This window comes from Synechococcus sp. RS9902, from assembly GCF_014279635.1.
Lineage (GTDB): Bacteria > Cyanobacteriota > Cyanobacteriia > PCC-6307 > Cyanobiaceae > Parasynechococcus.
The window spans coordinates 1,984,156-2,009,687 of record NZ_CP047949.1; the positions used below are offsets into that span (position 1 = coordinate 1,984,156).

The window sequence follows — 25,532 nt, forward strand, 5'->3', positions numbered from 1 at the left end:
AGTAGGAAGCCCCAATGCCCCACCCGGTGCTCCAGGTGATCGCCTCCACCAGCCTGCAGCCAATGGATCTCACCACGCTGCGCGCGGTGCTCTGGGATCTGCGCCCAAAGCTGGTGCCCAGCCGCTTCGAGAAGGCCCAACAACCGGACCCGGCAACGATTCAACTGGGATGCCGCAGCCTCAAGGGGATGGTGTGGCTGGAACTGAGCTGGCAAGCGGAGGCCCCTCGGCTGGTAGAGGTCAACCCTCCCCCGCGCAGCGGCAGCGGCAGCACCTTCGCCCAACAGTTGCAACACAGCCTCCGCCAGCTGGCTCTGGTGGAGCTCCACCAGAGTGGTTTTGAACGGGTGGTGGAATTCCGGTTTGCCCAACGCCCTGGGGAACCGATCCAGCGGGTGCTCGTGCTGGAGCTGATGGGACGGCACAGCAACCTGCTGCTGCTGGATGAGCAGCGCCGGATCATTGCCCTGGGGCGACAGGTCCGGGACCATCAGTCCCGCGTGCGCCCTCTCTCCACCGGTGATTCCTACAGCCCACCCCCGATGCTGCAGGGGTTGGCACCGGATCCAACGGAGGGCTTTGAACGCTGGAAGGAGCGGCTCTCTCTCGTTCCGATCGCGCTGCGCAAGGCCCTGCAACAGACCTATCAGGGGATCAGCCCAGCCCTTGCACTACAGCTCGCCGGCGAGCACCTGAACACCCCGGTGGACAGCCTGGATGCTCGCCACTGGTGCCACCTGTTTGAACGCTGGTCGCTCTGGTTGGACCAGCTCGAGCGTGAGCAGTTCGCCCTGGTGGTGGAGAACGACGGTCGTTACCGGGTCTGGGGGTCTCCCCAGGGCGAAGTGCATCCACAGCCCGCTCTGGCGCTCACCCTGGGATCCCTGCACCAGCAATCCCAAGAGCAACGGGCCCTGGCACGGGTCAGCCAAGATCTGCGTCAACGCCTGGAGCGTTGGCGCAGCAAAGAACAGGCAGCCCAGCAGGACCAACACCAGCGCCTGAAGGCCACCGACGGGCACGGGGCTCTTCAACGCCAGGCGGACGCTCTCCTCTGCCTTGGAAACCCAAGCCGCGACCAGGTCGATGAAGCCCAGTCGCTCTATCGCAGGGCCAAAAAACTGCGGAGATCGCGCCCGATCCTTGAGCAGCGGCTGGAGCACCATCAGCAACGGCTTGAGCTGATCAGCGCGAGCGAAACCTTCATCGAAGATCAACTAAGTGCCACCTGGCAGGACGGCCCGGCGCGCCTCGCCGCTCTGAATGATCTGCGGGAGGAACTCTATGAGCTGTTACAGCCCAAGGAACGCCGTCGCAGCACGCGTCAGCAGCGTCAACGGGACCAGCCCAAGCCGCTGGAACTGAACACACCCGGAGGTCTCAAGGTGCAGGTGGGGCGGAATCACCGCCAGAACGACTGGATCTCGCTGCGCCAGGCCCGCAGTGGTGACCTCTGGTTTCACGCCCAGGAATGCCCAGGCAGTCACGTGGTGTTGAAGAGCTCCAACGGGCTGGCCGAGGAATCCGACCTGGCGATGGCAACGGATCTGGCGGCCTATTTCAGCCGCGCACGGGGCAACACGCGGGTGGCGGTGGTGATGGTGCCCACCGATCAGCTGCAGCGCATTCCCGGTGCCGGCCCGGGCACCGTGCGCCATGGACAAGCTGAAATCCGCTGGGGGGATCCCCAGGGCGCGGAAGAGCGTCTGCTTGCCCCTAGCCTGATCCCACATTCGGGCTGACCTGTTGCGCCGCCCGCCCTGCGTCCGTGTCTGAGCGCCCCGAAGGTCCCCCAGCTCTGCAGCCACCACCACCCATTCGCATTGGGAGGGCACCTGGCGATGCCGATCTGCCCAATGAGGTGGAGATGCCTCTGGTGGATCACCTGGAGGAACTGCGTCAACGGGTTTTGCGCAGCTTGCTGGCCGTTGTCATTGCAGCGCTGACCTGCCTACTGGGGGTTAAACCGCTGGTGCGCCTGCTGGAAGCACCAGCCAGCGGCATTCATTTCCTTCAACTGGCACCAGGCGAGTTTTTATTCGTCTCGCTGAAGGTGGCCGGCTACGCCGGCCTCACCCTGGCCCTGCCCTACGTGCTGTTTCAGATCCTGGCCTTCGTGCTGCCGGGCCTGACGATCCGCGAACGACGCCTGATTGCCCCTGCCGTCGCCGGCTCCGCAGTGCTGTTCATGGCGGGGCTGGCCTTTGCCTGGTGGGCCCTGGTGCCAGCCGCCCTGCGTTTTCTGGTGAGCTACGGCGCCGATGTTGTGGAGCCGCTCTGGTCGATCGAGCGTTATCTGGATTTTGTTCTGCTGCTGATGTTGGCCACCGGGCTGGCGTTTCAGCTCCCCGTGCTGCAGCTGCTGCTCGGGGCTCTGGGGCTGGTGCGCTGGAGGCCGATGCTTGGGGCCTGGCGCTGGGTTGTGCTGGGCTCAGCCCTGGCTGGAGCTGTGCTGACGCCATCCACCGATCCGATCACGATGCTGCTGCTGGCTGGAGCGATCACGGCACTGTTCCTGATCGGCGTCGGCCTGGTGGCCCTGACCGAATCCTTCAGACCAGAAACTCCTTGATCAGCGTTTCCGCCTCCGGCCCTGCCGCCTCCAGCGGAAGACTCAACGCCTTGCCGAGACGGGGTTTGTCACGGGTGGAACCGAGCCATTGGCGCACTTCACCCGCCAAACCAAGACGATTCACAACATCCAGCACTTCACCGAGATGCTGCCGATAGGCCTCAAGGTCCATCGGAAACGACTGTTGCTCGAGATAGGCCCACATCACCTGGAGGTACAAACGACGGCGTCGAACCACCAGCTGAAGGTCGTAAGTCGCCCGCCAGCGCTGGCGTAGACAGGCCATCACCTCATCGACACTGAGCGGCGGCTCGGGCACGGGCTTGGCGATTTCAAGCACAGAAGCAGAAGAGGCAGGGACAGGAAGACACCAGTCGTTGCAAAGCTTGACAGGCACTTAAGCATCCATAATGGACGCCATTCCGAGCTGGATGAACGTCCGCCATGACCCAACTCTCCTCGAGCGATGTGCCCGGAATGGGTCGTCGGCAGTTCATGAATCTGCTGACGTTCGGCTCCGTCACTGGTGTGGCCCTGGGAGCCCTCTACCCGGTGGCGAACTACTTCATTCCCCCCAAGGCCGCCGGCAGCGGCGGTGGCACCAGTGCCAAAGATGAGCTGGGCAATCCCATCACAGCCAGCGGCTGGCTCTCCAGCCACCCCGAAGGCGATCGCAGCCTGGTGCAGGGCCTTAAGGGTGATCCCACCTATCTGATCGTCGAAGGCGAGGACGCCATCGGCAGCTACGGCATCAACGCCATCTGCACCCACCTCGGTTGCGTCGTTCCCTGGAACAGCGGTGCCAACAAGTTCATGTGCCCTTGCCATGGCAGCCAGTACGACGCCACCGGCAAGGTGGTTCGTGGCCCTGCCCCTCTCTCTCTGGCCCTGGCGAACGTCAGCGTGGAGAACGACAACGTGTTCGTGAGCCAGTGGACCGAGACCGACTTCCGAACTGGTGATAAGCCCTGGTGGGCCTGATCTTTCCCTTCCCTACGCCTGCATCTCCTCACCGTCCCATGCGTCGTCACCTCTCGCTTTTCCTTGGATCGCTGGTCATCGGACTGGCTCTGCTGATCGCTCCGGCCGCCAGCTGGGCGTATCCCTTCTGGGCTCAACAGAACTACGACAGCCCCAGGGAAGCCACCGGCAAGATTGTTTGCGCCAACTGCCACCTGGCCCAAAAGCTGACCCAGGCTGAAGTTCCCCAATCGGTCCTCCCCGACAGCGTCTTCACCGCCAGCGTCAAGGTTCCCTATGAGAACGGTCTCCAGGAGATCGGTGCTGACGGCAGCGACGTGGGCCTGCAGGTGGGCGCCGTTGTGATGCTTCCTGACGGCTTCACCCTGGCTCCTCAAGACCGCTGGACCGACGAAATCAAGGAAGAAACAGAGGGCGTCTATTTCACCCAGTACAGCGACGACCAGCCCAACATCCTCTTGGTGGGACCGATCCCTGGTGATGAGCACCAAGAGATCGTCTTCCCTGTGCTGTCTCCTGATCCCGCCACCGATAGCAACATCCACTTCGGCAAATACCAGATCCACGTGGGTGGCAACCGCGGCCGTGGCCAGGTGTATCCCACCGGTGAGAAGAGCAACAACACCGTCTACACGGCTCCTGCCAGCGGCAGCATTGCCTCCATCGAACCTGGCGACAACGGCGCCAGCGTGGTCAGCATCAAGGCTGCTGACGGCAGCAGCGTGAGCGAGACCATTCCGGTTGGTCCTGAAGTTCTGGTAAGCGTTGGTGACAGCATCGAAGCCGGTGCTGCCCTGACCAACGATCCCAACGTGGGCGGCTTCGGCCAGGTGGACGCAGAGATTGTTCTGCAGAACCCCGTTCGGATCTACGGCCTGCTCGCCTTCTTCGCGGCGGTGGCTCTGGCTCAGATCATGCTGGTGCTGAAGAAGAAGCAGATCGAAAAGGTTCAGGCCGCTGAAGGCAACTTCTGATCGCTATGGCTGTTGAAGCCCTGTTTCCCCTGGCGACCTTCCAGTCGCCAGGGGAATTTTTGCCTCACACCCACAACTGGTTCCTTCCCCTGCGTTGGTACGGGCTGCTGATTGCAACAGCCGTCTTGATTGGACTGAACCTCTCCAGCCGACTGGCCAAGCTTCGACAGCTGGAGAACAACCTGGTCAGCGATCTGCTGCCCGTGATCGTGCTGTTTGCCGTGATCGGAGCACGGATTTACTACGTGGCCTTCGAGTGGCACAACTACGCCTCCAACCCGCTCAAAGCCCTGGCCATCTGGGAAGGAGGGATCGCCATCCACGGTGCTTTGCTGGCGGGAACAATCACGCTGATCCTGTTCTGCCGCTGGCGCCGGCAACCCTTCTGGGATGTGCTGGATGTGTTGGTTCCCTCCGTGGCCTTGGGACAGGCCATCGGTCGCTGGGGGAATTTCTTCAATTCCGAGGCCTTCGGGGTTCCAACTGACCTGCCGTGGAAGCTGTTCATCCCGGCGCAGAGCCGCCCTGTGATGTACAGCACGTCGGAATTTTTCCACCCAACGTTCCTCTACGAATCGATCTGGAACCTGCTTCTCTTCGGACTGCTGATGCTGCTCTTTCGCCGCGGACTCAAAGCTCCTGGAATGCTCCCATCGGGCGCCATGAGTTGTGTGTATTTGGTGGGATACAGCCTTGGCCGTGTCTGGATCGAAGGTCTGCGCATTGATCCTCTCTGCATCGGTTCGCTTCCACCGGCTTGCGACGGGGGAATCCGGATCGCTCAATTGATGAGTTGCACCCTGGTCGCATTCGGCGTACTGGGGCTTTGGTGGCTATATCAACGGAAGCGACCCCTGCCTGATCCATCAGGCCAACGCAGTTGAGTCACGTTGTCAGTTTCGTCGGCGCAGGCCCCGGTGCTCCAGACCTGCTCACCCTTCGCGCGGCTGACCGTCTGAACAAGGCCGACGTGCTGATCTGGACGGATTCCCTGGTCTGTCCAGCCATCGCCGATCTGGCACCAGCGGATTGCGAGCGCATCCGCACCAGCACGACCACCCTCGAAGAGCTGATCCCGCTGCTCATCGACCGGCAGCGCCAGGGCAAACGGGTGGTGCGGCTCCACGATGGAGACACGGCGCTCTACAGCGCCATCAATGAACAGATCTGCGCCCTAAGCGACGCCGAAATCCCTGTGGAAGTGATTCCCGGGATCAGCGCTTACCAAGCGGCAGCCGCCGGACTCGCCAGCGAACTCACCCTCCCAGGCGTGGTGCAAACCATTGTTCTCAGTCGCGCTGGGGGTCGCACCGGCGTGCCGGAACGGGAACAGCTGGATCGGCTGGCCGCCCTGCGCGCCAGCCTTTGCATCTATCTGAGTGCACGACACGTTGAAGAGGTGCAAATCACCCTTCTGGAGCACTACCCCGCCGACACGCCCGTAGCCATCGGACATCGGGTGAGCTGGCCTGATCAGATGCTCACCGTGGTCCCTCTCAGGGAGATGGCTGCGGTGAGTCGAGAACGCAATCTGATTCGCACAACGCTTTATGTGGTGAGTCCGGCCCTTGCCGGTGGTCCTCAGCGCTCAAGGCTTTACTCGCCTGACCACGACCACCTGTTCCGTCCGAAACCCCAATAGGCGGTGGTTTAAGATCGATTTGTGCGGGCGATTAGCACAGTGGTAGCGCACTTCCTTCACACGGAAGGGGTCACTGGTTCGAATCCAGTATCGCCCATATTTTTTGGTGGGATTTAATCCTTTTGGTGCTGACTGCACTGTTTTATCGGCCTAAGTTCAGCTTTGAACGAGGTCGATCGACCCATTGATGAACGAGCGGAGTCTTGCGGACGACCAGGGCAAAGCCAAGGGCCTGGTTGAAGCAGGGCGACAGTTGGCCGAGGCTCGGGCTGTTGCGGGCCTGAGCCAGAACCAGCTCGCCAGCCAGCTGCACATGGGCGAGGAGCAACTGGCAGCACTGGAAAGGGGCGATCAAGCCGAACTGCCTGAACCCGTGTTCATCAAGGCCATGGTGCGCCGGATCAGTTCGCATCTGGGTTTGGATGCTGATGCCATGGTTCAAACCCTCGGCCCCCTCACCACAAAACCGCCCAAACGGGCGACTCTCGGGGCAACACCGCGGGGCATCGCTCCTCAGAACCGAAGAACATTCAATCCGCTTCCCCTCGTGGCCCTCGCCGGGCTTGCTGGCCTTGGCTTTGTTGTGTGGAGCAACGCCTCCGAGTTGACGCGCTTCGCCCAGGGGTTTAAGCCTGCCAATCCAACCCTTGAGCCAAGCGAAACCGATCTGGAGGTGACCAAGGTTGCAGATGAGCGTGATGCCCTCATCGTTTCAGCGCCACCAACGGCCGACCTGGGCCTCACGATCAGCAGCAGCGAACCCAGCTGGATCGCCCTACGGCGTGAGGGAGTTGTGGAATTCGAAGGGCTGCTGAACGGTGAGCGCAGGATTGACAATCCCGATCTCGTGGAGATCTACGCCGGCCGGCCTGATCTGGTGCAGCTCAGTTCTCCCGACGCCGAGACACGCACCCTTGGCGCTGTGGATGACATCCGCTGGATCCCGCTCAGCACTGCACCCTGACGCGCAGATTCACGCCAACCGCCTCCTTCACCACCTCAGCGCAGCCCTCCAAGCTCCACTGTTCAAGGCTGACGTTCTGGTTGACCCGCTCAGGGACGATCTCCAGATCCAGACTTCCCTTCACCGCATGAATGCGGAGTGCTGAGATCACCGGCTCAGGCCTGCGATCCAGTGCCGCGGCCAAGCGCAGCAGCAGGGCCATCTGATGAACACAGCGACGGTTGTCTCGGGTGGCCACAAGCTGCCAGGACTCATGGCGTTTCTTCGGCAGGCTGCGGCGGTGATAGCGGGCAATGGCCGCCACCATCAAGTGCTCCGCCTCGGAATAGCCCAGCAACTCACCATGACGAATCAAGTACCAGGTGTGCTTGTGGTAAGCGCTGATGTTGATGTGCTGGCCACAGGTATGGAGCATCGCAGCAGCCCAAAGCAGTTCACGCCCTTCGCCACTGTCGTCATGCATCACGCCTCGCGTGGCGTCGTAGAGGCTTAGGGCATGGCTGGCAACCCGTTCAGCCCTGCTCTGGTTCACCGCAAAACGCTGCACCTGATGGAGCACAGTGCGCTGCCGAATGCTGCTCTGAAAGCTGAAGCGGTCTTCCAGAAGACCCTGGCGAAGCATCCAATCAACGATCAAACCTTCCCTGAGCGCCCGCTCACTGAGCACGAACTCCCCCACACCCAGCATCTTCATGGTGGTTTGCAGGATCAGCGCACCGGGAACGATGATTTCGGCCCGACGATCGTTGATGGGAGCCAACTCCCGTCGCTGCGCATGAGTCATCGTGATCAAACGATCAACCACCTGATTCAGGCTCTGCCGGGTGACGCGGTACCCATGCAATTTGCGGGGTGGGCGCTCCTCTTCACTCGCCGCAAGGGAGCCAATCGCCATCGCCGTGCCGCTGGTGGCTACCAAAACAGGAGTTTCACCGGGTTTGATCCTGCGACGCACTTTGTCGACCGCAGGTTCAAGCGACCCCTGAATGAAGGCCTGCAGGAATGACCGCCGTTGAGGGGGCATCGGATCATCCCGAACAAAGTCCCGCTGGAGTCGCACAGCCCCCACACGAGTGCTGGTCAGGGCGCGGGCATCACGACCATCGGCAAGGATCAGTTCCGTAGAGCCACCGCCGATGTCGAGCAGAAGATGCGGACGGTCTCCAAACGGCATTCCTGAGAGGACGCCCAGATAGATCAGCCTGGCCTCCTCGGGGCCGCTGACCAAATCCACCTCCATCCCCAGATCGTCGAGGATGGTCTGAAGGAAATCGCGACCATTGGGTGCTTCTCGAACGGCACTCGTCGCCGCTGTGACGATCTGCTCAACCCGGTGACTGGCGGCGAGATCTCTGAACTGGCGAAGGGTTTCCAGCCCCCGTTGCATCGCCGCCGCGGTCAGCTCACCGGTCTCGGGATCACGCTCCCCCAGACGCGTGGTGGCCTTTTCGGCCTGGATGATCCGAAACGTGCGCAGCTTCGGATCAACGGCTGCCACCAGAAGATGAAACGAATTGGTCCCGATATCGATGGCGGCGATCCGACGCTGATCAGCGTTCACTGCCTGCGACGCGCCGTTGTTCTGTTCCGTTGGCTGGGCTGGGGCCTTGGCATCCAGCATCAACGTCAGAGCGGCAATGAAATCCACTCTGCCACTGACGGCCGAGGCCATCAGGCCCTGACTAGGGTTCTTCAAATCCCGTTGATTGTGATCAGCAGCTCTGCCCGTCTTCAGCCCTGGATCGAACTGCTCCGCTGGAACAAACCCACCGGCCGGCTGATTCTGCTGATCCCAGCAGGCTGGGCCCTCTGGCTGAATCCAAGCGCTCCGCCGAGTGTTGTGCTGATCCTGCAGATCCTGCTGGGGGGCCTGGCGGTGAGCGGAGCAGGCTGCATCGCCAATGACCTGTGGGACCAGCGCTTCGACGGCCAGGTGGAACGCACACAACATCGGCCTCTGGCCAGAGGGGCGCTGCAGCGAGGGCCAGCCTTCGCTCTGCTGCTGATCCTGCTGGGCCTCAGCCTGGCTGTTGTGCTGAGTCTGCCGGCCGCCAGCCTCGGACTCTGTCTCGCCTTGGCCTGCACGGCCGTGCTGCCGATCCTCTGCTATCCATCGGCAAAGCGGTGGTTCGCCTTCCCCCAGGCGGTCTTGGCGCTGTGCTGGGGCTTCGCGGTGCTGATCCCCTGGGCCGCAGCAACGGCCTCCTTGAGCGGAAGTCCAGCCCTGGTGTGCAGTTGGCTGGCAACCGTGGTCTGGACCTTCGGCTTCGACACGGTCTATGCCATGGCCGACCGACGTGACGATGCCAGCCTCGGCCTGCGCAGCAGCGCCCTCAGCCTCGGATCCCGCGTGGTTCCTGTGGTGCGGGGCTGCTACCTCGTGACAGCCATCACCCTTGCCATAGCGGCCTGGTCAGCTCAGATCCCAGCACCGTTCTGGCCTCTCTGGTTGCTTGCCGCCGTCTTCATGCAGCTCAGCTGCAACCCCTTGAACAAACAGGATGCATCCATGGGCACCTACGGGAAGCACTTTGCCCAGCAGGTGCAGGCAGGGACGCTGCTCTGGCTCGGCCTGGTTCTGGCCAGGGGATGGGGAGCCTGATGCGCATCACCCTGGCTCCTCCGCTCCGAACTGGAGACCGTGTGGCCTGTGTAGCCGCCAGTTCAGCCCTGCAGGACGACATCAAGCTGCAGGAGGGCATTGCGGTCCTGCAGAGCTGGGGCCTCGATGTTCAACCCCAAACCTTGGCCAGCCGACGTTGGGGCTACTTCGCAGGGCGCGATGAGACGCGCCATGCCGATCTGCATCCGGCAGAACCGGCAGCGCTACTCGCCTGTGCCCGCGGTGGATGGGGGGCTGCTCGGCTGCTGGAGCAGCCCATCCGCTGGCAGAGCGGCTGGCTGCTGGGCTTTTCCGACGTGACAGCTCTGCTCTGGGCCCGCCAGGCAGCAGGGTTTGCAGGGGGCATCCATGGCCCCTTGCTCACAACACTTGCGGAGGAACCGCAATGGAGTCGAGACCGCTTGCACAACCTGCTCTTCGGCAACACTGTTCCTGAGCTGCAAGGTCGGGGTGGCGGCGGCGGTGTGGGGAGTGGTCCCCTGCTCGTGGCCAATCTGACCGTGGCCACCCACCTGTTGGGAAGCCGTTTCGTGCCCCCCCTCAAGGGAGCCGTTCTGGTGCTGGAGGACGTGGGTGAAGCGCCTTACCGCATTGATCGGATGCTGACCCAGTGGAGGCTGAGTGGCAGCTTGCAGGGCCTGGCGGGTCTGGCATTTGGCAATTTCGAAGGGTGCGCCGAAGAAACCAGAGACGCCTCCGAAAGCTTCAACCTTGAGCAGGTTCTTGAGGAGCGCACGGCCGATCTCGGCATTCCCAGAGTGATGGACCTGCCCGTTGGTCACCGATCCGGGAACGCAGCCTTGCCCATGGGGGCGATGGCACGCCTGGACGGCGAAAACGGCCGGCTCAGCCTGCTGACCTGAGGGCGAGCACGGCCTCCGCCACGGTGAGGTCAAAGGGCGTGGTGACCTTGATATTGGCGGGGCCGGCATCCAAGACCTGCACAGGCCACCCCAGACGCTCGTACAACGATGCATCGTCGGTGACCGTCCAGCCCTGGGCAACCGCCTCAGCGTGGCCGCGACGCAGCTGATCAACGGCAAAGCCCTGCGGCGTCTGCGCAGCCCAAAGTTCCGATCGATCCGGCGTATCGCGAATCACATCATCAGATCCCACGCGCTTGATCGTGTCGCTTACCGGCGTTGCAGCAATCAGCGCCGTGCCGGCCTCCACCACAGCTGCACAGCGATCAAACAACTCCGGTTCAGCCAGACAACGGGCGCCGTCATGAATCAAGACGTGGCGAGCCTGCTCCGGCAACCCCGCCAGACCACAAAGCACCGACTCCTGCCGCGTACTCCCGCCCTGGATCCAGTGCACCGGCTTGCTGGGTGCATCCAGCACCGCGAGGATTGCCTCTCGATCGACCTCCTGGCCGACGATCCCGATCCATTCAATCCGCTCGGAACGCAGGGCCGCCTCCAGGGTCCAGGCAATGACGGGGCGTCCGGCCAACGGCAGCAGCAGCTTGTTGCGATCCGCACCCATGCGCCGACCGCTTCCCGCCGCAGCAATCAACAGATGCACAAGCGACTCCTGCCCCAGACAGGCGTAAACGACCTCCATACAATCAGCTCGCACCATGGATGGCGGCGCTGCATGCGAGTTCTTGCCCTGAGCCCGGGTTCGCTCGAAGACCAGCTGGACCGTCTACCCGCTCTGGCCGACATCTGCCAGAAGCTCAACGCCAGCCTGCAGGTGGCCTGTGACCCCCAGCAGGCCGCTCCATGGAAGCTTCTGCCGTGCCTGGAAAAGCTGTTGCCGTTCAGCTTCGAGGCCAACCCCACCCTTGCTGACTGGGCCAACCTGCTCGGTTGTGTGCGCGAACCCGACTTTCAGATCTGCATCAACTTCGCCGAAGGGCAGCAGGTGAACCTGATGCTGTCGATGAGCCATATCCCCAAACGGTTGGCGGCTGAGGGATTTGCCTGCACCGACCAGGTCAGCGTCGGTCCCGGCTGGACGGCGCAGCGTCTCAACCCCTTCCTGCAAGCCCTGGGCCTTGATCTCGAGGCCGATCAGTTCCGCCTGCCCCTTGCGACAGAGGCTCTTGAGGAAGCCCGTGAAGCACTGCCCAGCGGAGACGGCCCCCTGCTGCTGCTGTCTCCATCCGGCCAGGGGAATGACTGGCCTGCAGCGGAATGGCACCAGCTGCCTGAAACGATCAAAAGCCGCCTACCGGCGCTGCGCAGCATGGTGCTGCCAGCCGAGCTCAGCCTGACCAAACGGGCGGCCTTGGTGGCCAATGCTGATGTCGTGCTCAGCAGCTGCCCGGTGTCCCAGCGCCTGGCGACCTATTGCGGCACCCCCCTTGTTGCCCTCGGAGCCGAAGCCGATGACCTTCCGGAGCGCCAGGAGATCCGCTGCCTCGGCCGTCCGCAGGAGCTCGCCACGCTGCAGAGCAGTGATGTGCTCACGGCCCTCGGTTTCTGAGGAGACGTCCGATGAGGCGGCGCCGAGCCCGGGGACAGCTGAAGCTGATCACGGCTCCATGGCGAGGGCCCATCAGTGCCCTCAGTGCTGTGATCTTCGCGGGTGCCCTCGGTTATCGGATCACCGAGGGATGGGACTGGGGCGATTGCCTCTGGATGGTGCTGATCACCATCAGCACCATCGGTTTTGGAGAAGTCGCCCCGCTTTCACCTCCAGGCCGGCTCGTCACCGTCTTGATCGTGGTGGGTGGCTTGGTGGTTGTTCAACTGGCCATCCAACGCGTTCTCGGGCTGAAGGAGTCGGGATATTTCCGCAGACTGCGGGAGTTCCGCTTTCTCCGCATGCTGGAAGGCCTTCACGACCACGTGATTCTTTGCGGCTACGGCCGGATCGGGCAGGAGATTGCAGCCCAACTGCAACGGGACGCGGTGCCACTCGTGGTGATCGAAACCGATCCAGAACGAAAGGCCGTGGCAGACGAGAATGGCCTCTGGGTGCTTCAGGCCGATGCAACCCTCGATGAAACCTTGCTGGACGCAGGTCTGGAACGCTGCTGCAGCCTCGTGGCAGCCCTACCCAGTGATGCCTCCAATCTGTACGTAATCCTCAGCGCCAAAGACCTACGACCGGATTGCCGCTTGATTGCCCGCGCCAACAGCGATGAAGCCGCCTCAAAGCTGCGACTGGCCGGAGCCACTGTGGTGGTCAGTCCGTATGTGGCCGGTGGTCGGGTCATGGCCGCTTCGGCGCTGCGACCGCTGGCGCTCAACTTCATGGAGCTGTTGGCGGGCTCAGACTATGAAATCGAGGAATTCCAGCTGAGTCACGACCCGCTGCACCTGATGGAGATCCGCGGGCGGAGCCTGGCGGAACTGGAGCTGGGCCGCCGCAGTGGAGCCATGGTGCTGGCAATCCGGGAGAACGGAAAGCTGATTGCCAATCCAGGCGGCGACACCCAGATGGCACCGGGGCAACTCCTGATCGTGCTGGGAAGCAAACCCCAACTCGCCACCTTTCAGTCGTTGCTTGGAGAGGCCGTCGACACGATTGAAACCATGCCGGGTTGAGCTGGATGACGACGGCTCCGTACGATCCTCCGATCAACGGTGCCTCCATGTCTCCCAGCGCTTCTCTTGCCGGACAGACCGCCCTGGTGACGGGAGGAGGTCGCGGCATCGGCCGGGCCATCGCCCTTGCCCTGGGCGAAGCCGGTGCAGAGGTTGTTGTGAACTACTCCAGTTCCGCCGCCGCCGCCGATGAAGTTGTCGCTGCCATCACCACAGCAGGGGGCAAGGCCTATGCCCTGCAAGCCAACGTGTCGGTTGAGGCCGAGGTCGATGGCCTGATCAAGACGGTGCTGGAGCGCAGCGTTCGTTTGGATGTGTTGGTGAACAACGCCGGCATCACTCGGGATGGCCTGCTGATGCGAATGAAAACCGACGATTGGCAATCGGTGATCGACCTCAACCTCAGTGGAGTGTTCCTCTGCACGCGAGCCGTTGCACGCCCGATGCTCAAGCAGAAGAGTGGTCGGATCATCAACATCACCTCCGTTGTGGGGCTGATGGGCAACGCGGGACAGGCCAACTACGCCGCCGCCAAAGCGGGCGTCATCGGTCTCACCCGCAGCACCGCCAAAGAGCTTGCCAGCCGTGGCATCACCGTGAACGCTGTGGCTCCGGGTTTCATTGCCACAGACATGACCAAGGACCTCGATGCGGAGGCCATCCTCAAAGACATCCCCCTGGGAACCTTTGGCACCCAGGAGCAGGTGGCCGGTGCCGTGCGCTTCCTTGCCGCCGACCCGGCCGCGGCCTACATCACAGGCCAGGTGCTGCAGGTGGATGGCGGCATGGTGATGGCCTGACCCTCAGGATCAGGAATCAAGGGGTTGGGCCAACTCATCCCGCAAGCGGCGGATGCGCTGGAGCAGGCGTAACCGACGGCTGCGGGCGGTGGCGGTGAGAAAGATGCGCAAGGGCACGTAAACCAAGGCCATCGAACCGGCCAGCCCCGCCATCAGAACAAAAAACAGCGCTCCGGATTCAGCCATGACCGGACCCTAATCAGTTCATTTGAGAGCGGCATCCGGGCAGCCCCCAACCATTCGGCTTTCCCCACCACAACGCCTCTCCACGAGGGCCACATCGCTGTGGGACAGTGACCAACGGCGTGCCCGCGACTATGGCCAAACTCCTTTCCTTTTCTGACGAATCCCGCAGCGCCCTCGAGCGGGGTGTTGATGCACTCGCCGATGCGGTGCGCGTCACGATCGGCCCCCGCGGTCGCAACGTTGTGCTCGAGAAGAAATTCGGCGCACCCGACATCGTCAACGACGGCGACTCAATCGCCCGTGAAATCGAACTTAACGACCCGTTCGAAAACCTTGGCGCCAAGCTGATGCAGCAGGTGTCCTCGAAGACCAAAGACAAGGCCGGTGACGGCACCACAACCGCAACCGTGTTGGCTCAGGCCATGGTGCGGGAAGGTCTGCGCAACACCGCTGCTGGCGCAAGCCCTGTGGAACTCCGCCGAGGCATGGAGAAGGCCGCTGCACAGGTCGTGGCTGGACTGGGCGAGCGGAGCCAGGCCGTAGCCGGCGATGCCATTCGTCAGGTGGCCACGGTGAGCTCCGGGGGTGACGACGAAGTCGGTCGGATGATCGCGGAGGCGATGGACAAGGTGAGCACCGATGGGGTGATCACGGTTGAGGAATCAAAGTCTCTGGCAACGGAACTGGAAATCACCGAGGGCATGGCCTTCGACCGGGGCTACAGCTCCCCCTACTTCGTGACGGATGCCGACCGTCAGGTCTGTGAATTTGAAAACCCCCTGATCCTGCTGACTGATCGCAAGATCAGCACGATCACGGATCTGGTCCCCGTTCTGGAAACCGTTCAGAAGAGCGGTTCCCCCCTGCTCATCCTGTCTGAGGAAGTGGAAGGCGAAGCCCTCGCCACCCTGGTGATGAACAAGAGCCGTGGGGTTCTGCAGGTGGCCGCTGTTCGGGCACCCTCCTTTGGCGAACGCCGCAAGGCAGCCCTCGCCGATATCGCCATCCTCACGGGCGGAACGCTGATCAGCGAAGACAAGGCGATGACCCTCGACAAAGTGACCCTCGAGGATCTCGGCAAGGCGCGCCGCGTCACCATCAGCAAGGAGAGCACCACGATCGTCGCCACCGACGACCATCGCCAGGCGGTGGGCGAGCGCGTCGGCGCGATCCGACGTGAACTGGAGGCCACCGAATCCGACTACGACCGCGAAAAGCTCCAGGAGCGGATCGCCAAGCTGGCCGGCGGCGTGGCTGTGATCAAGGTCGGTGCACCGACGGAAACGGAACTGAAGAACCGCAAACTGCGGATCGAGGATGCCCTGAATGCCACCCGTGCCGCCGTCGAAGAGGGCATCGTTGCCGGAGGCGGGAGCACGTTGCTGCAACTCTCCGACAGCCTGGACGCCCTGGCTTCATCCCTGAACGGCGACCAGCGCACCGGCGTTGAGATCGTGCAGCGGGCACTGACGGCGCCGATTCATCAGATCGCCACCAATGCCGGTCAGAACGGTGACGTTGTGATCGCGGGCATGCGCAGCAGCGGCCAGGGATTCAATGCCCTCAGTGGTGCCTACGAGGACCTGATGGCTGCTGGCATCGTTGATGCCGCCAAGGTGGTGCGCTTGGCCGTGCAGGATTCGATTTCGATCGCTTCTCTGCTGATCACCACCGAGGTTGTGATTGCCGACAAGCCGGAACCCCCTGCACCAGCTCCCGCCGGAGACGGAGACCCCATGGGTGGCATGGGCATGCCCGGAATGGGTGGCATGGGCATGCCCGGAATGGGCGGCATGGGCATGCCCGGGATGATGTGATCAGCTGATCATTCCCTGGCGATAGGCAATCACCTGGAGGTCCACTCCGGTGATTGCCGTCCCCACCACAACGGTGTCGGCTCCGGCCTGCAATGCCAACCGTGCATCCGCTGGAGAAGCAATTCCCCCCTCACAGATCAGACGAACCGAGCTGGGAAGTTCAGAGCGAAGTTGGGGGAGCAGATCAAACGCAGGGGGGCGATGCAGGGCAGTGTCTTCCGTGTAGCCGTAGAGCGTGGTCCCAACCCAGTCACAGCCCAGTTCGGCTGCACGCAGACCGTTCTCGAGCGAATCGACATCAGCCATCAGCGGGGCCCTCAGCTCATCGCGGCTGCGCTGGATCAACGCGGCCAGGTCCTGACCTGCAGGCCGCGGACGGGCTGTGGCATCAAGCGCGATCACATCGGCCCCCGCAGACCACACCGCCTGAATTTCTTTCCAGCCCGGGGTGATGTACACCGAGCTGTCCGGGAACGTGCATTTCCAAAGGCCGATGATCAAGGCATCCGGACAACGCCGACGCACAGCACCGATGTGTTCAGGGCTTTCCAAGCGCACACCCACAGCACCATTGCGCAGGGCTGCATCCGCCATGGCTGCGATCACATCGGGATCGCGCATCGGCGAACCCTGGGGGGCCTGCACCGAAACGATCAGCCCCTGATCCAGGGATTCAGGGTTGGGAATCATGCTGTTCAGGACGCCTTGGGGAAAGCGTCATCCTCCCGGCGGGGAAGCCAACGCCGCAGCGAACGGGGCGTGCTGATCGGCGGGGCAGGTACAGGTACCGACGCAAAGCTGCGTTGAAGCGGCTTTTCTTCAGCTGCACTCTCGTCCTCTTCGACGATCGTTTCTTCTTCAGCAACCACACCGTTCGGCATCACCTCGCTCTCAATCAACACATCGTCTTCAGCCGCAATCTGCTCCTCTTCTTCAACGACCACTTCGTCCTGAACAACCACCTCGTCCTCAGCAACCACCTCGTTATCAACCAAAACGTCGTCTTCAGGAGAGATCTCGTCTTCAGGAGCAATCTCCTCCTCCGCGACAGGGATCGGCACGGAACTGAACCCATGCTTCGAAGCTGAAGGTTCCGGCAAACTCAAATCAAGCTCAGCTGCTCCGTCAAAGCCGTAACGGTGAACCCACTGACTGATCAGACCCGCGAGCAAGGCCTGATCACCTGAGGTTCGGGCCTCCTGGATCTGTTGGGCCAGAGCGTTCTGTCGAGGTGATGGCTGCTGGAACGGAGAAGAGAGCACGGGTTCAGGAAAGTTTGCGGTTGAGCAGAGGGCGAATCGCAAGAAACAGCCCGATGGTGAGGACCAGAAGGATCAGCAGGCAACTGGTGCCGGTGACATCCCCATAGGGGGCCTCCAGCAGAACGGCCGAAAGGTCAATAGGACCCTGGTAAGCCGCTCGAATGGGTTCTATCGCGAAGGTAAGGGGATTCAAGGCCGCAAGCCAGCTCAGCCAGCTGGGCATGAATGACAACGGGGCCAAGGCCGTGCTGGCAAACAGCAACGGCAAGTTGGCCACAAAAATCACAGCGATCAACTCGATGTGCCCCGGCAAAGCGAAGGCCAGTCCGAGGCTGAGGGCCGTCACAGCAAAAACCAGAAGCAGCAGCGTCACCAGCACCAGGCCCAAGCCACTGATGCCGGGCCATCCGTAACCGAGCACTGCTGCCGTGCCCATGATCGCCAGACTCTGCAACAGGCTCAGCGCCGTGATGTAGATCACCGACGCCAACACGATGGAACTACGGCTTCGCAGCGGTGCCACCAGCAGCCGATTGAGGAAACCGAATTCGCGATCAAACATCACCGGCAGGCCGGCATTCAAAGCACCGCTGAAGGCTGTGAAGACAATCACTCCGGCACCAAGGAAACGGCCATAGCTCATCCCCCCTGGCAACAGCCCCTCGGGGGCATTGGCGAACAGTGCACCGAAAAGAATCAACCAGATCAGGGGTTGCAGAACCCCGGCGATCAAGGTTGAAGGGCGACGCATCAACTGAAGAAACAAGCGCCGGGTGAGGGCCAACGTTTCCTGGCTGAGCTCGGCAAGGGCTCCGGATTGCTGCTGCTGGAGAGCAACAGATGCTGTTGGGGAAGTCATCGTTGGCACTCAACGCATGGATTGACGCTTTTCCTGTTTGACGTCGCGCTGGCCTGCGATGGCCAGTTCAGCGTCCATCAGGGTGCGTCCTGTGGCCTGAAGGTAGACATCATCCAGGCTGGGACGACTCTGGGCCAGGGCAAACACAGGCAAACCTGCAGCCTCGAGGGTCTGACGCAGCTGATCGATCACGGCCTCTCCCTCAATCACCAGATTGAGGGAAAAGCCTTGGGAGCGGTTCACCACCACCTGACGCACCCCATCCAAGGGTTCGAGAAGGGCACGCACCTGGGTCGCCTCATCGGCATTGCTGAACTCTCGGATTCGCAGAGTCACGCGATCACCCCCCAGCCGTTGTTTGAGCTGATCAGGGCTGCCTTCGGCAATCACACGGCCGGCGTCGATGATCGCCAACTGATCCGCCAGAGCCTCCACCTCTTCGAGGTAGTGACTGCTCAACAGAACAGTGGTGCCCTCATCAACCAGCTGACGCAGCAGCTGCCAGATGGCACTGCGGCTCTCGATATCCAGTCCCACGGTGGGTTCATCGAGCACGAGCAACCGAGGGCGGTGCAACAGACCGGCGGCAAGATCCAGACGCCGCCTCATGCCGCCGGAATAGGTGGCGCAGCGGCGGTCTATCCAGTCGCCCATCGCGAGGCGGTCAATCAGATCGGCGATGCGGCTGTCGCGATCGTTCCGCGGCAGGTGGTAGAGATCACCTTGCAATTGCAGCAGTTCCCGGCCACTCAGGATCTTGTCGATGGCGACCTCCTGGGCCACATAACCCATGAGCTGGCGCACCTCTCGTGGCTGCACCAGACCGTCAACACCCCCAACAACAACTGAGCCGCTGTCGGGGGCGAGCAGGGTGGCCAGAATGCGCATGGCCGTTGTTTTGCCGGCACCGTTCGGGCCAAGCAGCCCGTACAGGCATCCCTCAGGAACGATGAGATCAAGCTCACGCAGAGCCGGTACCGAGCCGTAGGCCTTGGAGATCTTGCGCAGTTCAATCAACGCCATCAGGCACCATCAGGGACTTGCTCGGCCAATTGAGGGAATCTAGAGAGTGCTCATTGCACCGCCGTTGGCAGGGAGAGAAGTTGCATCACCTGGTGAGCAAAGCCTGAGGCCAGATCCGTCCGGCTGAGAATGAGAAGCAGGCAGAGACCAAAGAGATAAAGGATCGACCAACGGAACAGGGCTTTGGCATTCACAAGACTGTCGGGATCCAGGGACAGCCGATCGACGAGCTGCAGCAATCGACCGTTGTAGGGCAGCAGCATCACGCCATAGAAGGCGCCACCTGAAGGCAACGCAAACACGCCCAATCCGCTGAGCAGAACGGTGATCCAGCCGTAGGTCTTGATCGCCCGCGCCGTCACCACAGGACCCTTCACCACGGGCAGCATCGGGATCCCGACAGCGCGATAGTCCTCGCGCAACAGCAGGGCCAAAGCCCAGAAATGGGCTGGCGTCCAGACCATCACCAGAGCGAACAGCCACCAGCCACCGAGGCCAACATGGCCCGTGGCGGCCGCCGCCCCAACCAGGGGCGGAATGGCCCCGGCGACACCACCGATGACGATGTTCTGGGACGTCCGCGGCTTGAGCAAGGCTGTGTAGAGCAGCACGTAACTGCAGAGGCCGAGCAGGGACAACCCAGCAGCGAGACAGTTCACACCGCTTACAAGAAGCATCGCCGCCGCCAGGGTGCAGGCGATGGCGCCGATGAATGCACTGGTGGGGGACAGCCGACCGGAGGGGAGTGCGCGACCGCTGGTGCGGGCCATCCGGCCATCGAGATCCTGCTCCCACAAGCAGTTCAGAACCCCTGCAGCAGCGGAGGCAAGCGCCCCTCCCCCCAGGGTGCAGACGAGCCGAGGCGATGAGAGCGGCCAGCCTTCACTCAGAGCCATTCCACCGAGGGTGGTGGCCAGCAGCAAAGGGATCAGGCGGGGCTTGGCGACTTCCAGCCAAGCCGGAAGTTTCACCCGCTTGCGGGAGGGAACGACCTCCTCACGGGTCGGACGAACGGTTGCAGTGATTTCAGCCATGACAGGCCTCCAACGAGGTGTCGTCGAGGACGACGGAACGGGACGGTGAGGAGAGGTTGGGAGAGCGAACCAGAAGCGCCGCCAGCAGAGCGATCAGCAGTGCAGCCACGAGTTGATGCGCAACGGTCACTGCCGGTTGCGACAAACCAAGACGAAGGGTGAGGACGCCAAGGGCCACCTGAACCAGCACCAGGAGCACGGCCCCAACAAGCCAGGGCCACTGCTGACGAGCCCAACCACCCACCAGAACTGCTGCCCCGGCGAAGCCGAGCACAACAACAACCACCGGCATCGCCGTCAGGCGATGGGAAAGCACCAGCTGGCAGGCTTCTCCTCCAACAAGGCATCGCTGCCCTGCCCATGCGGTGGCCATGCGACCACCGAGCAGGCACTGCACAAAGACCGACAACAGGCCAAGCGATGCCCCGATGCGCCACCAGAGCGGAGCGACGGCAGCAGCGGGATGAAGCAAACGTTGGGTCAGCCCACTCAGGAGCGCCACGAGGGTGAGCGCGAGAGCCAGGTGGGCTGTCACCACAGCCGAGGGCAGCAACTGGGTCACCGTCAGCGCACCCAAACCGCCCTGCATCGCCACCAAAACCATCAGACCGACGGCCAGCCAGGGCAGCCATCGCGGCAGTTGGCGCCGCTGAAGCGTCGTCGCCACGGCCATCACCACCAGGGCAATGCCGATAACGAAGGCATCAAGGCGGTGAAACCACTCAAGGAACACCTGAACATTCATCTGACGACCCGGCAAAAACGAGCCGAAGCACAGGGGCCAGTCCGGGCAGGCCAAGCCGGCTTCCATCACCCGGGTTGCTCCACCGATCACCACCAAGGCGATCACGGCAACCACAAGGTGAGCCGACAACAACCCAAGACGTCGACGCAATGTCGACATTGAGGAAAGCATCATCGAACAAGCTCCATCCGATGCACCCAAAAGGGGATTGCTTGGACCGTAGCGATGCAGAAGATGACGTCACGCTGTGTGGACGTCTGCAACACAAATGAGGGAAAATCATCCCCTTTTCCTGACAGAAATAAGGCCTTAACAATCACTTCATGGAGAACCGCAGCCAGCCCCATACGCTGTTGAAAACCAGGGATTGATCAGGTGCAGATCCCATCCGCAATTCTCACGTTGGTGATCGGGATGGTCCTTGCTCTGGGCGGCCTTTGGATCGGCCAGAACATCAACCTTCTCCCCATCGATGCGAGCGCCAACGCGCCGATTTACGACGAGCTCTTTAAGGTTCTATTCACGATTGGCAGCATTCTGTTTATCGGAATCGTTGGCCTTCTCGTGTTCAGCCTGATTCGCTTTCGGCGGCGCAGCGGCCAGCTCGGCGACGGCCTTGCCATCGAAGGAAACCTGCCCCTTGAAATTTTCTGGACAGCTGTTCCTGCTGTTGTAGTGCTGTTTGTTGGTCTGTACAGCTACGACATTTACGACCGGATGGGTGGCATGGTGCCTCTGGCCCATGACCACATGGGTGGAGCCCACGACGAACAGATTTGGGGAGGCATCAGTTCAGGTTCGATTGAATCAGCGGCCGGAACAAATGCTTTGCCCGTTGAAGTGACAGCCATGCAATTTGCCTTCCTCTTTCATTACCCAGAGGGAGACATCACTTCAGGTGAACTTCATGTGCCAGCCGATCGACCGATCACTCTGCGGATGGAAGCAAAAGATGTGATTCACGCCTTCTGGGTGCCTGAATTTCGCTTGAAGCAGGACGTGATTCCCGGCCAACCAACCCAGCTGAGTTTCACACCCACACGCACCGGCCGTTATCCAATCGTGTGCGCCGAACTCTGTGGGCCATACCACGGCGGAATGCGCTCCACCGTTGTGGTGGAAAGCCCGGAGGACTGGGACAGCTGGTACAGGGACAACGCCAAAGCCGCACCTGAAGACGAAACGCTCACCATCGCGAACGCCTAAGATGACCATCAGTTTGCCCCCGGAAACGTCCAGCCCTCCACGGCTTCAACCCAGCGGCTGGTTGCGGTATTTCAGCTTCAGCGTTGATCACAAGGTGATCGGGCTGCAGTACCTCGTCTGCGGCTTTGTTTTTTATCTGATTGGCGGCGCCCTAGCCGGTGCCATTCGCACGGAACTCACCAGTCCCGTGTCCGACTTCATGGCACGTGATGTCTACAACCAGGTGCTGACGCTCCACGGCACGGTGATGATCTTTCTCTGGATTGTCCCCGTGGTGAATGGTGCTTTTGGGAACTATTTGATCCCCTTTTATGTGGGTGCAAGGGACATGGCCTTCCCGCGCCTGAATGCTGTGGCGTTCTGGCTGATCCCTCCAGCCGGTTTGATGCTGATCACCAGCTATTTCCTCACGGGGGCTGCGCAATCGGGCTGGACGGCCTATCCACCTCTGAGCATCACCACACCAGCAACGGGCCAAATCATCTGGATCCTGAGCGTGCTGCTCCTGGGCGGAAGTTCGATCTTCGGAGGCATCAACTTCATCGCCACGATTCTCAAACTGCGTCGCCCCGGTTTGAAACTAATGCAGCTCCCCATGTATTGCTGGGCGATGCTGGGCACCAGCGTTCTTGTGGTTCTCTCAACACCGGTTCTAGCGGGAACGTTGGTGTTGCTGAGTTTCGACATCGTTGCCCATACAGGCTTCTTCAACCCCACCCTTGGGGGAAACGTGGTGGTTTACCAGCATCTGTTCTGGTTCTATTCGCACCCAGCCGTTTACATCATGGTCTTGCCGGCCTTCGGCCTGGTGAGCGAAATCCTGCCGGTTCATGCCCGCAAGCCGCTGTTCGGCTACGTGACGATGGTGTATTCGATCATGGCCATCGTTGTGTTGGGCCTGATTGTGTGGGCGCACCACATGTTCACCAGCGGCACACCTCCCTGGATGCGCCTGTTCTTCACCATTGCAACCGCATTCATCGCAGTTCCCACCGGCATCAAATTCTTCAACTGGTTGGCAACACTCTGGGGCGGCCGCATCAGCCTCAACAGCGCCATGCTGTTTTCCTGCGGTTTCATCGTGAACTTCGTGCTCGGAGGCATCACAGGGGTCGCCCTGGCGCAGGTGCCGTTCGACATTCATGTGCACGACACCTACTTCGTCGTCGCGCACTTCCACTACATCGTCTTCGGTGGATCGGTGTTCGTGATCTTCGCCTCGGTCTACCACTGGTATCCCAAGTTCACCGGCCGGATGCTCAATGAAGATCTCGGCCGCCTGCACTGTGCCCTCACGTTCATCGGCTTCAACCTGTGCTTCGGCCCCCAGCACTGGCTGGGCCTCAATGGGATGCCGCGACGCGTTGCTGAATACGACCCCCAATTCACCCTGATCAATCAGATCAGCTCCGTCGGAGCCCTGCTGATGGCCATCAGCACCCTGCCTTTCCTCTGGAATGTGATCCACAGCGCCCTCAGCGGTCCTGTCGCAGGCGACAACCCCTGGAAAGCACTCACGCCCGAATGGCTGACCAGTTCTCCGCCACCGGTCGAAAACTGGATTGGTGAGGCCCCTCTGGTGGAAGAGCCCTACGGCTACGGCGTCCCGCCGGACGAGCTGGACCTGACCGCAACCAGTGGTCGTGATCTCTGGAGCAGCGGCAAATGACCACCACAGTTCCCACGAAGGATCAGAACCACAGCCACGGGGAGCATGCCGAGCATCCCGATCACCGCATGTTCGGCCTGGCCACATTTCTTGTGGCGGACGCCATGACCTTCGCCGGCTTCTTTGCGGCCTACCTCACCTTCAAAGCGGTCAATCCCCTACCGGATGGAGCCATCTATGAACTGGAGCTCCCCCTGCCCATCCTCAACACGGTTCTGCTCCTGGTGAGCAGTGCCACCTTCCACCGGGCCGGCCAGGCGATCCGACAGGACGACCACGGTCGCTGTCGACGCTGGCTGCTGATCACCGCAGGCCTCGGCCTGGCCTTTCTGGTGAGCCAGATGGTGGAGTACTTCACACTCCCCTTCGGTCTCACCGACAACCTTTATGCCAGCACCTTCTTCGCCGCCACGGGATTTCATGGTCTCCACGTGACCCTCGGCGCCCTGATGATCCTGATCGTCTGGTGGCAGGCGAGGCAGCCACAGGGCCGTGTGACTGCAGCCGACCACTTCCCCCTGGAAGCAGCGGAGTTGTACTGGCACTTTGTTGATGGAATCTGGGTGATTCTTTTCGTGATCCTTTATCTGCTCTGATCCCTTGCCTTGATTGGCGAGCTTGGCCAGAATTCAGTTGAATTAATTCCTGAAATGCTGGTCGGCAAGGAACTGCTGGACAAGGCCAGATCGCTCAGCAATCGGCCGGAAGATGACATCGCCCGCGGCTGCGGCTACGTCGGCCCCAGCGGACGACTGCTCAAAAAGAGTTTCTATCGGGCTCTGGTGGAGGCCAAAGCGGCGGCCCAGGGATGGCGATTGCCGAAAAGCAGCAGCAGTTCCTCAGGCGGAAGCCGAGGTCGCCAGGCCGAATTCCGAACTCGTGTGCATGGCAACGGCAACCTGCTGATCGGCCACGCTTACACCCGTCGGCTCGGCCTGGAACCCGGCCAGGAGTTCAAGATCGAGCTGCAGCGGGACTCCGGAATGATCGTTCTGCAGCAGATGGATCAAGACCAGCCGTGAGCCGCCAGCCAGCTGGCTGACAGATTCTCGGTCTTGTCTTGGCCATCGGTGTTTCCGTCATCGGCAGCGGTGGCATGCAGCAGCCGCTCGGCGTAACGGGCCAGTTGATCGGCCTCCAGGTTCACGGTGTCCCCGACAGCCAGGTGTTTCAGGGTCGTCGCCTCCCAGGTGTGGGGGATGACGGCGAGGCTGAATGTCGTTCCATCGGCTGAACAGTCAGCCACCGTGAGGCTGATCCCATCCACCGCGATGCTGGCCTTCTCACAGACATAACGGCCGAATCGGGGATCCGACCAGCGGATCGACAGAGCCCAGGAGTGGGGGAGGGTCTCCACGCAGGTGACTTCTCCGGTCGCATCCACATGACCGCTCACCAGATGACCTCCAAGGCGGTCGCTCAGTCGAAGCGCTGGCTCGAGGTTCACCGCACCACCACGATCCGCTTTGCGTCCCAACGTGGTGCGGCGCAGGGTTTCCTCACTCACATCGGCGCGGAAACCATCCGCGATCAGCTCTGCTGCCGTGAGGCAAACGCCATCCACAGCCACGCTGTCGCCAAGGGCCAACGGGGCAAAAGGAGCGCAGCCCCAAACCACCACCGCCCCGGCACGACGCTCGATCCTTCCAACTGACTGCACCAGCCCCGTGAACAT

At 61.8% G+C, this 25,532-nt stretch carries 28 protein-coding genes and 1 tRNA gene; 18 read left to right on the forward strand and 11 right to left on the reverse strand.

Going from position 1 to position 25,532, the window contains the following annotated elements; all coding sequences use genetic code 11:
• Positions 1 to 14: 14 nt before the first annotated feature.
• Positions 15 to 1,742 (forward strand): NFACT family protein, encoded by a 1,728-nt coding sequence (locus SynRS9902_RS10960; protein WP_255446124.1) that lies wholly within the window; start codon positions 15 to 17, stop codon positions 1,740 to 1,742.
• A gap of 125 nt (positions 1,743 to 1,867) precedes the next feature.
• Entirely contained in the window at positions 1,868 to 2,572 is a 705-nt protein-coding gene (gene tatC, locus SynRS9902_RS10965; protein WP_186495276.1) for a twin-arginine translocase subunit TatC, read from the forward strand.
• Here the strand turns inward: tatC and SynRS9902_RS10970 are convergent.
• Positions 2,553 to 2,969, reverse strand: a complete 417-nt coding sequence (locus SynRS9902_RS10970; RefSeq protein WP_186509134.1) for a DUF3067 family protein — start codon at positions 2,967 to 2,969, stop codon at positions 2,553 to 2,555. The genes tatC and SynRS9902_RS10970 overlap by 20 nt on opposite strands.
• A 47-nt stretch (positions 2,970 to 3,016) precedes the next feature.
• Here SynRS9902_RS10970 and petC point away from each other — a divergent pair, with 47 nt between their 5' ends.
• The 6 genes from petC (at position 3,017) to SynRS9902_RS11000 (ending at position 7,133) form a co-directional block, all read left to right on the forward strand.
• Positions 3,017 to 3,553, forward strand: coding sequence for a cytochrome b6-f complex iron-sulfur subunit (gene petC / locus SynRS9902_RS10975; protein WP_006850760.1), 537 nt, complete (start codon positions 3,017 to 3,019; stop codon positions 3,551 to 3,553).
• Positions 3,554 to 3,591: 38 nt separating this feature from the next.
• Positions 3,592 to 4,527, forward strand: coding sequence for a cytochrome f (gene petA / locus SynRS9902_RS10980; protein ID WP_186509135.1), 936 nt, complete (start codon positions 3,592 to 3,594; stop codon positions 4,525 to 4,527).
• A 5-nt stretch (positions 4,528 to 4,532) separates the two neighbouring features.
• Positions 4,533 to 5,411 carry a prolipoprotein diacylglyceryl transferase gene (lgt, locus tag SynRS9902_RS10985; RefSeq protein WP_255446125.1) on the forward strand — a complete coding sequence of 293 codons (879 nt, stop codon included), beginning with the start codon at positions 4,533 to 4,535 and terminating at the stop codon, positions 5,409 to 5,411.
• On the forward strand, positions 5,408 to 6,169 hold the full coding sequence (cobM, locus tag SynRS9902_RS10990) for a precorrin-4 C(11)-methyltransferase (RefSeq protein ID WP_186509136.1): 762 nt from the start codon (positions 5,408 to 5,410) through the stop codon (positions 6,167 to 6,169). The genes lgt and cobM overlap by 4 nt, the downstream gene beginning before the upstream one ends.
• Before the next feature lie 25 nt (positions 6,170 to 6,194).
• A tRNA-Val gene (locus SynRS9902_RS10995) sits at positions 6,195 to 6,266 on the forward strand.
• A gap of 90 nt (positions 6,267 to 6,356) precedes the next feature.
• The gene (locus tag SynRS9902_RS11000) at positions 6,357 to 7,133 is read left to right on the forward strand and encodes a RodZ family helix-turn-helix domain-containing protein (RefSeq protein ID WP_186509137.1); all 777 of its coding nucleotides are present in this window, start codon (positions 6,357 to 6,359) and stop codon (positions 7,131 to 7,133) included.
• Here SynRS9902_RS11000 and SynRS9902_RS11005 read toward each other — a convergent pair.
• A complete protein-coding gene (locus SynRS9902_RS11005) occupies positions 7,117 to 8,805 on the reverse strand; it encodes a Ppx/GppA phosphatase family protein (RefSeq protein WP_370586302.1) in 1,689 nt (562 codons plus the stop codon). The two genes, SynRS9902_RS11000 and SynRS9902_RS11005, sit on opposite strands and share 17 nt — an antisense overlap.
• A gap of 36 nt (positions 8,806 to 8,841) precedes the next feature.
• On the opposite strand from SynRS9902_RS11005, the gene SynRS9902_RS11010 reads away from it, so the two are divergent.
• Positions 8,842 to 9,735: a 4-hydroxybenzoate polyprenyltransferase gene (locus SynRS9902_RS11010; RefSeq protein ID WP_255446126.1), complete on the forward strand. Its 894-nt coding sequence runs from the start codon at positions 8,842 to 8,844 to the stop codon at positions 9,733 to 9,735.
• Positions 9,735 to 10,619, forward strand: coding sequence for an LD-carboxypeptidase (locus SynRS9902_RS11015; protein WP_186510638.1), 885 nt, complete (start codon positions 9,735 to 9,737; stop codon positions 10,617 to 10,619). Before SynRS9902_RS11010 ends, SynRS9902_RS11015 begins: the two co-directional genes overlap by 1 nt.
• On the opposite strand, the gene ispD is transcribed toward SynRS9902_RS11015, so the two are convergent.
• On the reverse strand, positions 10,603 to 11,283 hold the full coding sequence (gene ispD, locus SynRS9902_RS11020) for a 2-C-methyl-D-erythritol 4-phosphate cytidylyltransferase (protein ID WP_186510637.1): 681 nt from the start codon (positions 11,281 to 11,283) through the stop codon (positions 10,603 to 10,605). The two genes, SynRS9902_RS11015 and ispD, sit on opposite strands and share 17 nt — an antisense overlap.
• Positions 11,284 to 11,355: 72 nt before the next feature.
• Here ispD and SynRS9902_RS11025 point away from each other — a divergent pair, with 72 nt between their 5' ends.
• Genes SynRS9902_RS11025 through fabG form a run of 3 tightly spaced genes read left to right on the forward strand, consistent with a single transcriptional unit; the run spans position 11,356 to position 14,056 of the window.
• Complete coding sequence (locus tag SynRS9902_RS11025) at positions 11,356 to 12,189, forward strand: glycosyltransferase family 9 protein (protein ID WP_186509139.1); 834 nt, start codon at positions 11,356 to 11,358, stop codon at positions 12,187 to 12,189.
• An 11-nt stretch (positions 12,190 to 12,200) separates the two neighbouring features.
• Positions 12,201 to 13,256 (forward strand): TrkA family potassium uptake protein, encoded by a 1,056-nt coding sequence (locus SynRS9902_RS11030; protein WP_186509140.1) that lies wholly within the window; start codon positions 12,201 to 12,203, stop codon positions 13,254 to 13,256.
• A 47-nt stretch (positions 13,257 to 13,303) separates the two neighbouring features.
• Positions 13,304 to 14,056: a 3-oxoacyl-[acyl-carrier-protein] reductase gene (gene fabG / locus SynRS9902_RS11035; protein ID WP_186510639.1), complete on the forward strand. Its 753-nt coding sequence runs from the start codon at positions 13,304 to 13,306 to the stop codon at positions 14,054 to 14,056.
• Positions 14,057 to 14,065: 9 nt separating this feature from the next.
• Here the strand turns inward: fabG and SynRS9902_RS11040 are convergent, their stop codons facing one another.
• Positions 14,066 to 14,242, reverse strand: a complete 177-nt coding sequence (locus SynRS9902_RS11040) for a hypothetical protein (RefSeq protein ID WP_114988256.1) — start codon at positions 14,240 to 14,242, stop codon at positions 14,066 to 14,068.
• A 131-nt stretch (positions 14,243 to 14,373) separates the two neighbouring features.
• Here SynRS9902_RS11040 and groL point away from each other — a divergent pair, with 131 nt between their 5' ends.
• Entirely contained in the window at positions 14,374 to 16,059 is a 1,686-nt protein-coding gene (groL, locus tag SynRS9902_RS11045) for a chaperonin GroEL (protein ID WP_186509141.1), read from the forward strand.
• Here the strand turns inward: groL and SynRS9902_RS11050 are convergent, their stop codons facing one another.
• From SynRS9902_RS11050 to SynRS9902_RS11075, 6 genes are read right to left on the reverse strand one after another with little or no spacing between them, the layout of a single operon-like run.
• Positions 16,060 to 16,749, reverse strand: coding sequence for an N-acetylmannosamine-6-phosphate 2-epimerase (locus tag SynRS9902_RS11050; RefSeq protein ID WP_186509142.1), 690 nt, complete (start codon positions 16,747 to 16,749; stop codon positions 16,060 to 16,062).
• A gap of 5 nt (positions 16,750 to 16,754) precedes the next feature.
• Positions 16,755 to 17,321 (reverse strand): hypothetical protein, encoded by a 567-nt coding sequence (locus tag SynRS9902_RS11055; protein WP_186509143.1) that lies wholly within the window; start codon positions 17,319 to 17,321, stop codon positions 16,755 to 16,757.
• 4 nt (positions 17,322 to 17,325) lie between these two features.
• A complete protein-coding gene (locus SynRS9902_RS11060; protein ID WP_186509144.1) occupies positions 17,326 to 18,180 on the reverse strand; it encodes an ABC transporter permease in 855 nt (284 codons plus the stop codon).
• Between the two features lie 9 nt (positions 18,181 to 18,189).
• On the reverse strand, positions 18,190 to 19,203 hold the full coding sequence (locus tag SynRS9902_RS11065) for an ATP-binding cassette domain-containing protein (protein ID WP_186509145.1): 1,014 nt from the start codon (positions 19,201 to 19,203) through the stop codon (positions 18,190 to 18,192).
• A gap of 50 nt (positions 19,204 to 19,253) precedes the next feature.
• Positions 19,254 to 20,237 carry a heme o synthase gene (locus SynRS9902_RS11070; RefSeq protein WP_186509146.1) on the reverse strand — a complete coding sequence of 328 codons (984 nt, stop codon included), beginning with the start codon at positions 20,235 to 20,237 and terminating at the stop codon, positions 19,254 to 19,256.
• Entirely contained in the window at positions 20,230 to 21,156 is a 927-nt protein-coding gene (locus SynRS9902_RS11075) for a heme A synthase (RefSeq protein ID WP_370586303.1), read from the reverse strand. Before SynRS9902_RS11075 ends, SynRS9902_RS11070 begins: the two co-directional genes overlap by 8 nt.
• 201 nt (positions 21,157 to 21,357) lie before the next feature.
• Between SynRS9902_RS11075 and SynRS9902_RS11080 the strand changes: the two genes are divergently transcribed.
• From SynRS9902_RS11080 to SynRS9902_RS11095, 4 genes are read left to right on the forward strand one after another with little or no spacing between them, the layout of a single operon-like run.
• Positions 21,358 to 22,188: a cytochrome c oxidase subunit II gene (locus tag SynRS9902_RS11080; RefSeq protein WP_186509147.1), complete on the forward strand. Its 831-nt coding sequence runs from the start codon at positions 21,358 to 21,360 to the stop codon at positions 22,186 to 22,188.
• Between the two features lies 1 nt (position 22,189).
• The gene (gene ctaD, locus SynRS9902_RS11085) at positions 22,190 to 23,857 is read left to right on the forward strand and encodes a cytochrome c oxidase subunit I (RefSeq protein ID WP_186509148.1); all 1,668 of its coding nucleotides are present in this window, start codon (positions 22,190 to 22,192) and stop codon (positions 23,855 to 23,857) included.
• Positions 23,854 to 24,453 carry a cytochrome c oxidase subunit 3 gene (locus SynRS9902_RS11090; RefSeq protein ID WP_186509149.1) on the forward strand — a complete coding sequence of 200 codons (600 nt, stop codon included), beginning with the start codon at positions 23,854 to 23,856 and terminating at the stop codon, positions 24,451 to 24,453. The genes ctaD and SynRS9902_RS11090 overlap by 4 nt, the downstream gene beginning before the upstream one ends.
• 54 nt (positions 24,454 to 24,507) lie before the next feature.
• Complete coding sequence (locus SynRS9902_RS11095) at positions 24,508 to 24,879, forward strand: AbrB-like transcriptional regulator (protein WP_186509150.1); 372 nt, start codon at positions 24,508 to 24,510, stop codon at positions 24,877 to 24,879.
• Here SynRS9902_RS11095 and SynRS9902_RS11100 read toward each other — a convergent pair.
• The gene (locus SynRS9902_RS11100; RefSeq protein WP_186510641.1) at positions 24,864 to 25,532 is read right to left on the reverse strand and encodes a riboflavin synthase; all 669 of its coding nucleotides are present in this window, start codon (positions 25,530 to 25,532) and stop codon (positions 24,864 to 24,866) included. The genes SynRS9902_RS11095 and SynRS9902_RS11100 overlap by 16 nt on opposite strands.

Coding starts and splice junctions, on each gene's coding strand:
- petA (WP_186509135.1), top strand. CDS start 3,592: ATGCGTCGTCACCTCTCGCTTTTCCTTGGATCGCTGGTCATCGGACTG.
- SynRS9902_RS11005 (WP_370586302.1), bottom strand. CDS start 8,805: ATGGCCTCGGCCGTCAGTGGCAGAGTGGATTTCATTGCCGCTCTGACG.
- SynRS9902_RS11050 (WP_186509142.1), bottom strand. CDS start 16,749: ATGATTCCCAACCCTGAATCCCTGGATCAGGGGCTGATCGTTTCGGTG.
- ctaD (WP_186509148.1), top strand. CDS start 22,190: ATGACCATCAGTTTGCCCCCGGAAACGTCCAGCCCTCCACGGCTTCAA.
- SynRS9902_RS11065 (WP_186509145.1), bottom strand. CDS start 19,203: ATGGCGTTGATTGAACTGCGCAAGATCTCCAAGGCCTACGGCTCGGTA.
- groL (WP_186509141.1), top strand. CDS start 14,374: ATGGCCAAACTCCTTTCCTTTTCTGACGAATCCCGCAGCGCCCTCGAG.
- SynRS9902_RS11030 (WP_186509140.1), top strand. CDS start 12,201: ATGAGGCGGCGCCGAGCCCGGGGACAGCTGAAGCTGATCACGGCTCCA.
- lgt (WP_255446125.1), top strand. CDS start 4,533: ATGGCTGTTGAAGCCCTGTTTCCCCTGGCGACCTTCCAGTCGCCAGGG.
- SynRS9902_RS11090 (WP_186509149.1), top strand. CDS start 23,854: ATGACCACCACAGTTCCCACGAAGGATCAGAACCACAGCCACGGGGAG.
- SynRS9902_RS11015 (WP_186510638.1), top strand. CDS start 9,735: ATGCGCATCACCCTGGCTCCTCCGCTCCGAACTGGAGACCGTGTGGCC.
- SynRS9902_RS11025 (WP_186509139.1), top strand. CDS start 11,356: ATGCGAGTTCTTGCCCTGAGCCCGGGTTCGCTCGAAGACCAGCTGGAC.
- SynRS9902_RS10960 (WP_255446124.1), top strand. CDS start 15: ATGCCCCACCCGGTGCTCCAGGTGATCGCCTCCACCAGCCTGCAGCCA.
- SynRS9902_RS11060 (WP_186509144.1), bottom strand. CDS start 18,180: ATGACTTCCCCAACAGCATCTGTTGCTCTCCAGCAGCAGCAATCCGGA.
- SynRS9902_RS11075 (WP_370586303.1), bottom strand. CDS start 21,156: ATGATGCTTTCCTCAATGTCGACATTGCGTCGACGTCTTGGGTTGTTG.
- SynRS9902_RS11100 (WP_186510641.1), bottom strand. CDS start 25,532: ATGTTCACGGGGCTGGTGCAGTCAGTTGGAAGGATCGAGCGTCGTGCC.
- petC (WP_006850760.1), top strand. CDS start 3,017: ATGACCCAACTCTCCTCGAGCGATGTGCCCGGAATGGGTCGTCGGCAG.
- SynRS9902_RS11095 (WP_186509150.1), top strand. CDS start 24,508: ATGCTGGTCGGCAAGGAACTGCTGGACAAGGCCAGATCGCTCAGCAAT.
- SynRS9902_RS11070 (WP_186509146.1), bottom strand. CDS start 20,237: ATGGCTGAAATCACTGCAACCGTTCGTCCGACCCGTGAGGAGGTCGTT.
- SynRS9902_RS11040 (WP_114988256.1), bottom strand. CDS start 14,242: ATGGCTGAATCCGGAGCGCTGTTTTTTGTTCTGATGGCGGGGCTGGCC.
- tatC (WP_186495276.1), top strand. CDS start 1,868: ATGCCTCTGGTGGATCACCTGGAGGAACTGCGTCAACGGGTTTTGCGC.
- fabG (WP_186510639.1), top strand. CDS start 13,304: ATGTCTCCCAGCGCTTCTCTTGCCGGACAGACCGCCCTGGTGACGGGA.
- SynRS9902_RS11000 (WP_186509137.1), top strand. CDS start 6,357: ATGAACGAGCGGAGTCTTGCGGACGACCAGGGCAAAGCCAAGGGCCTG.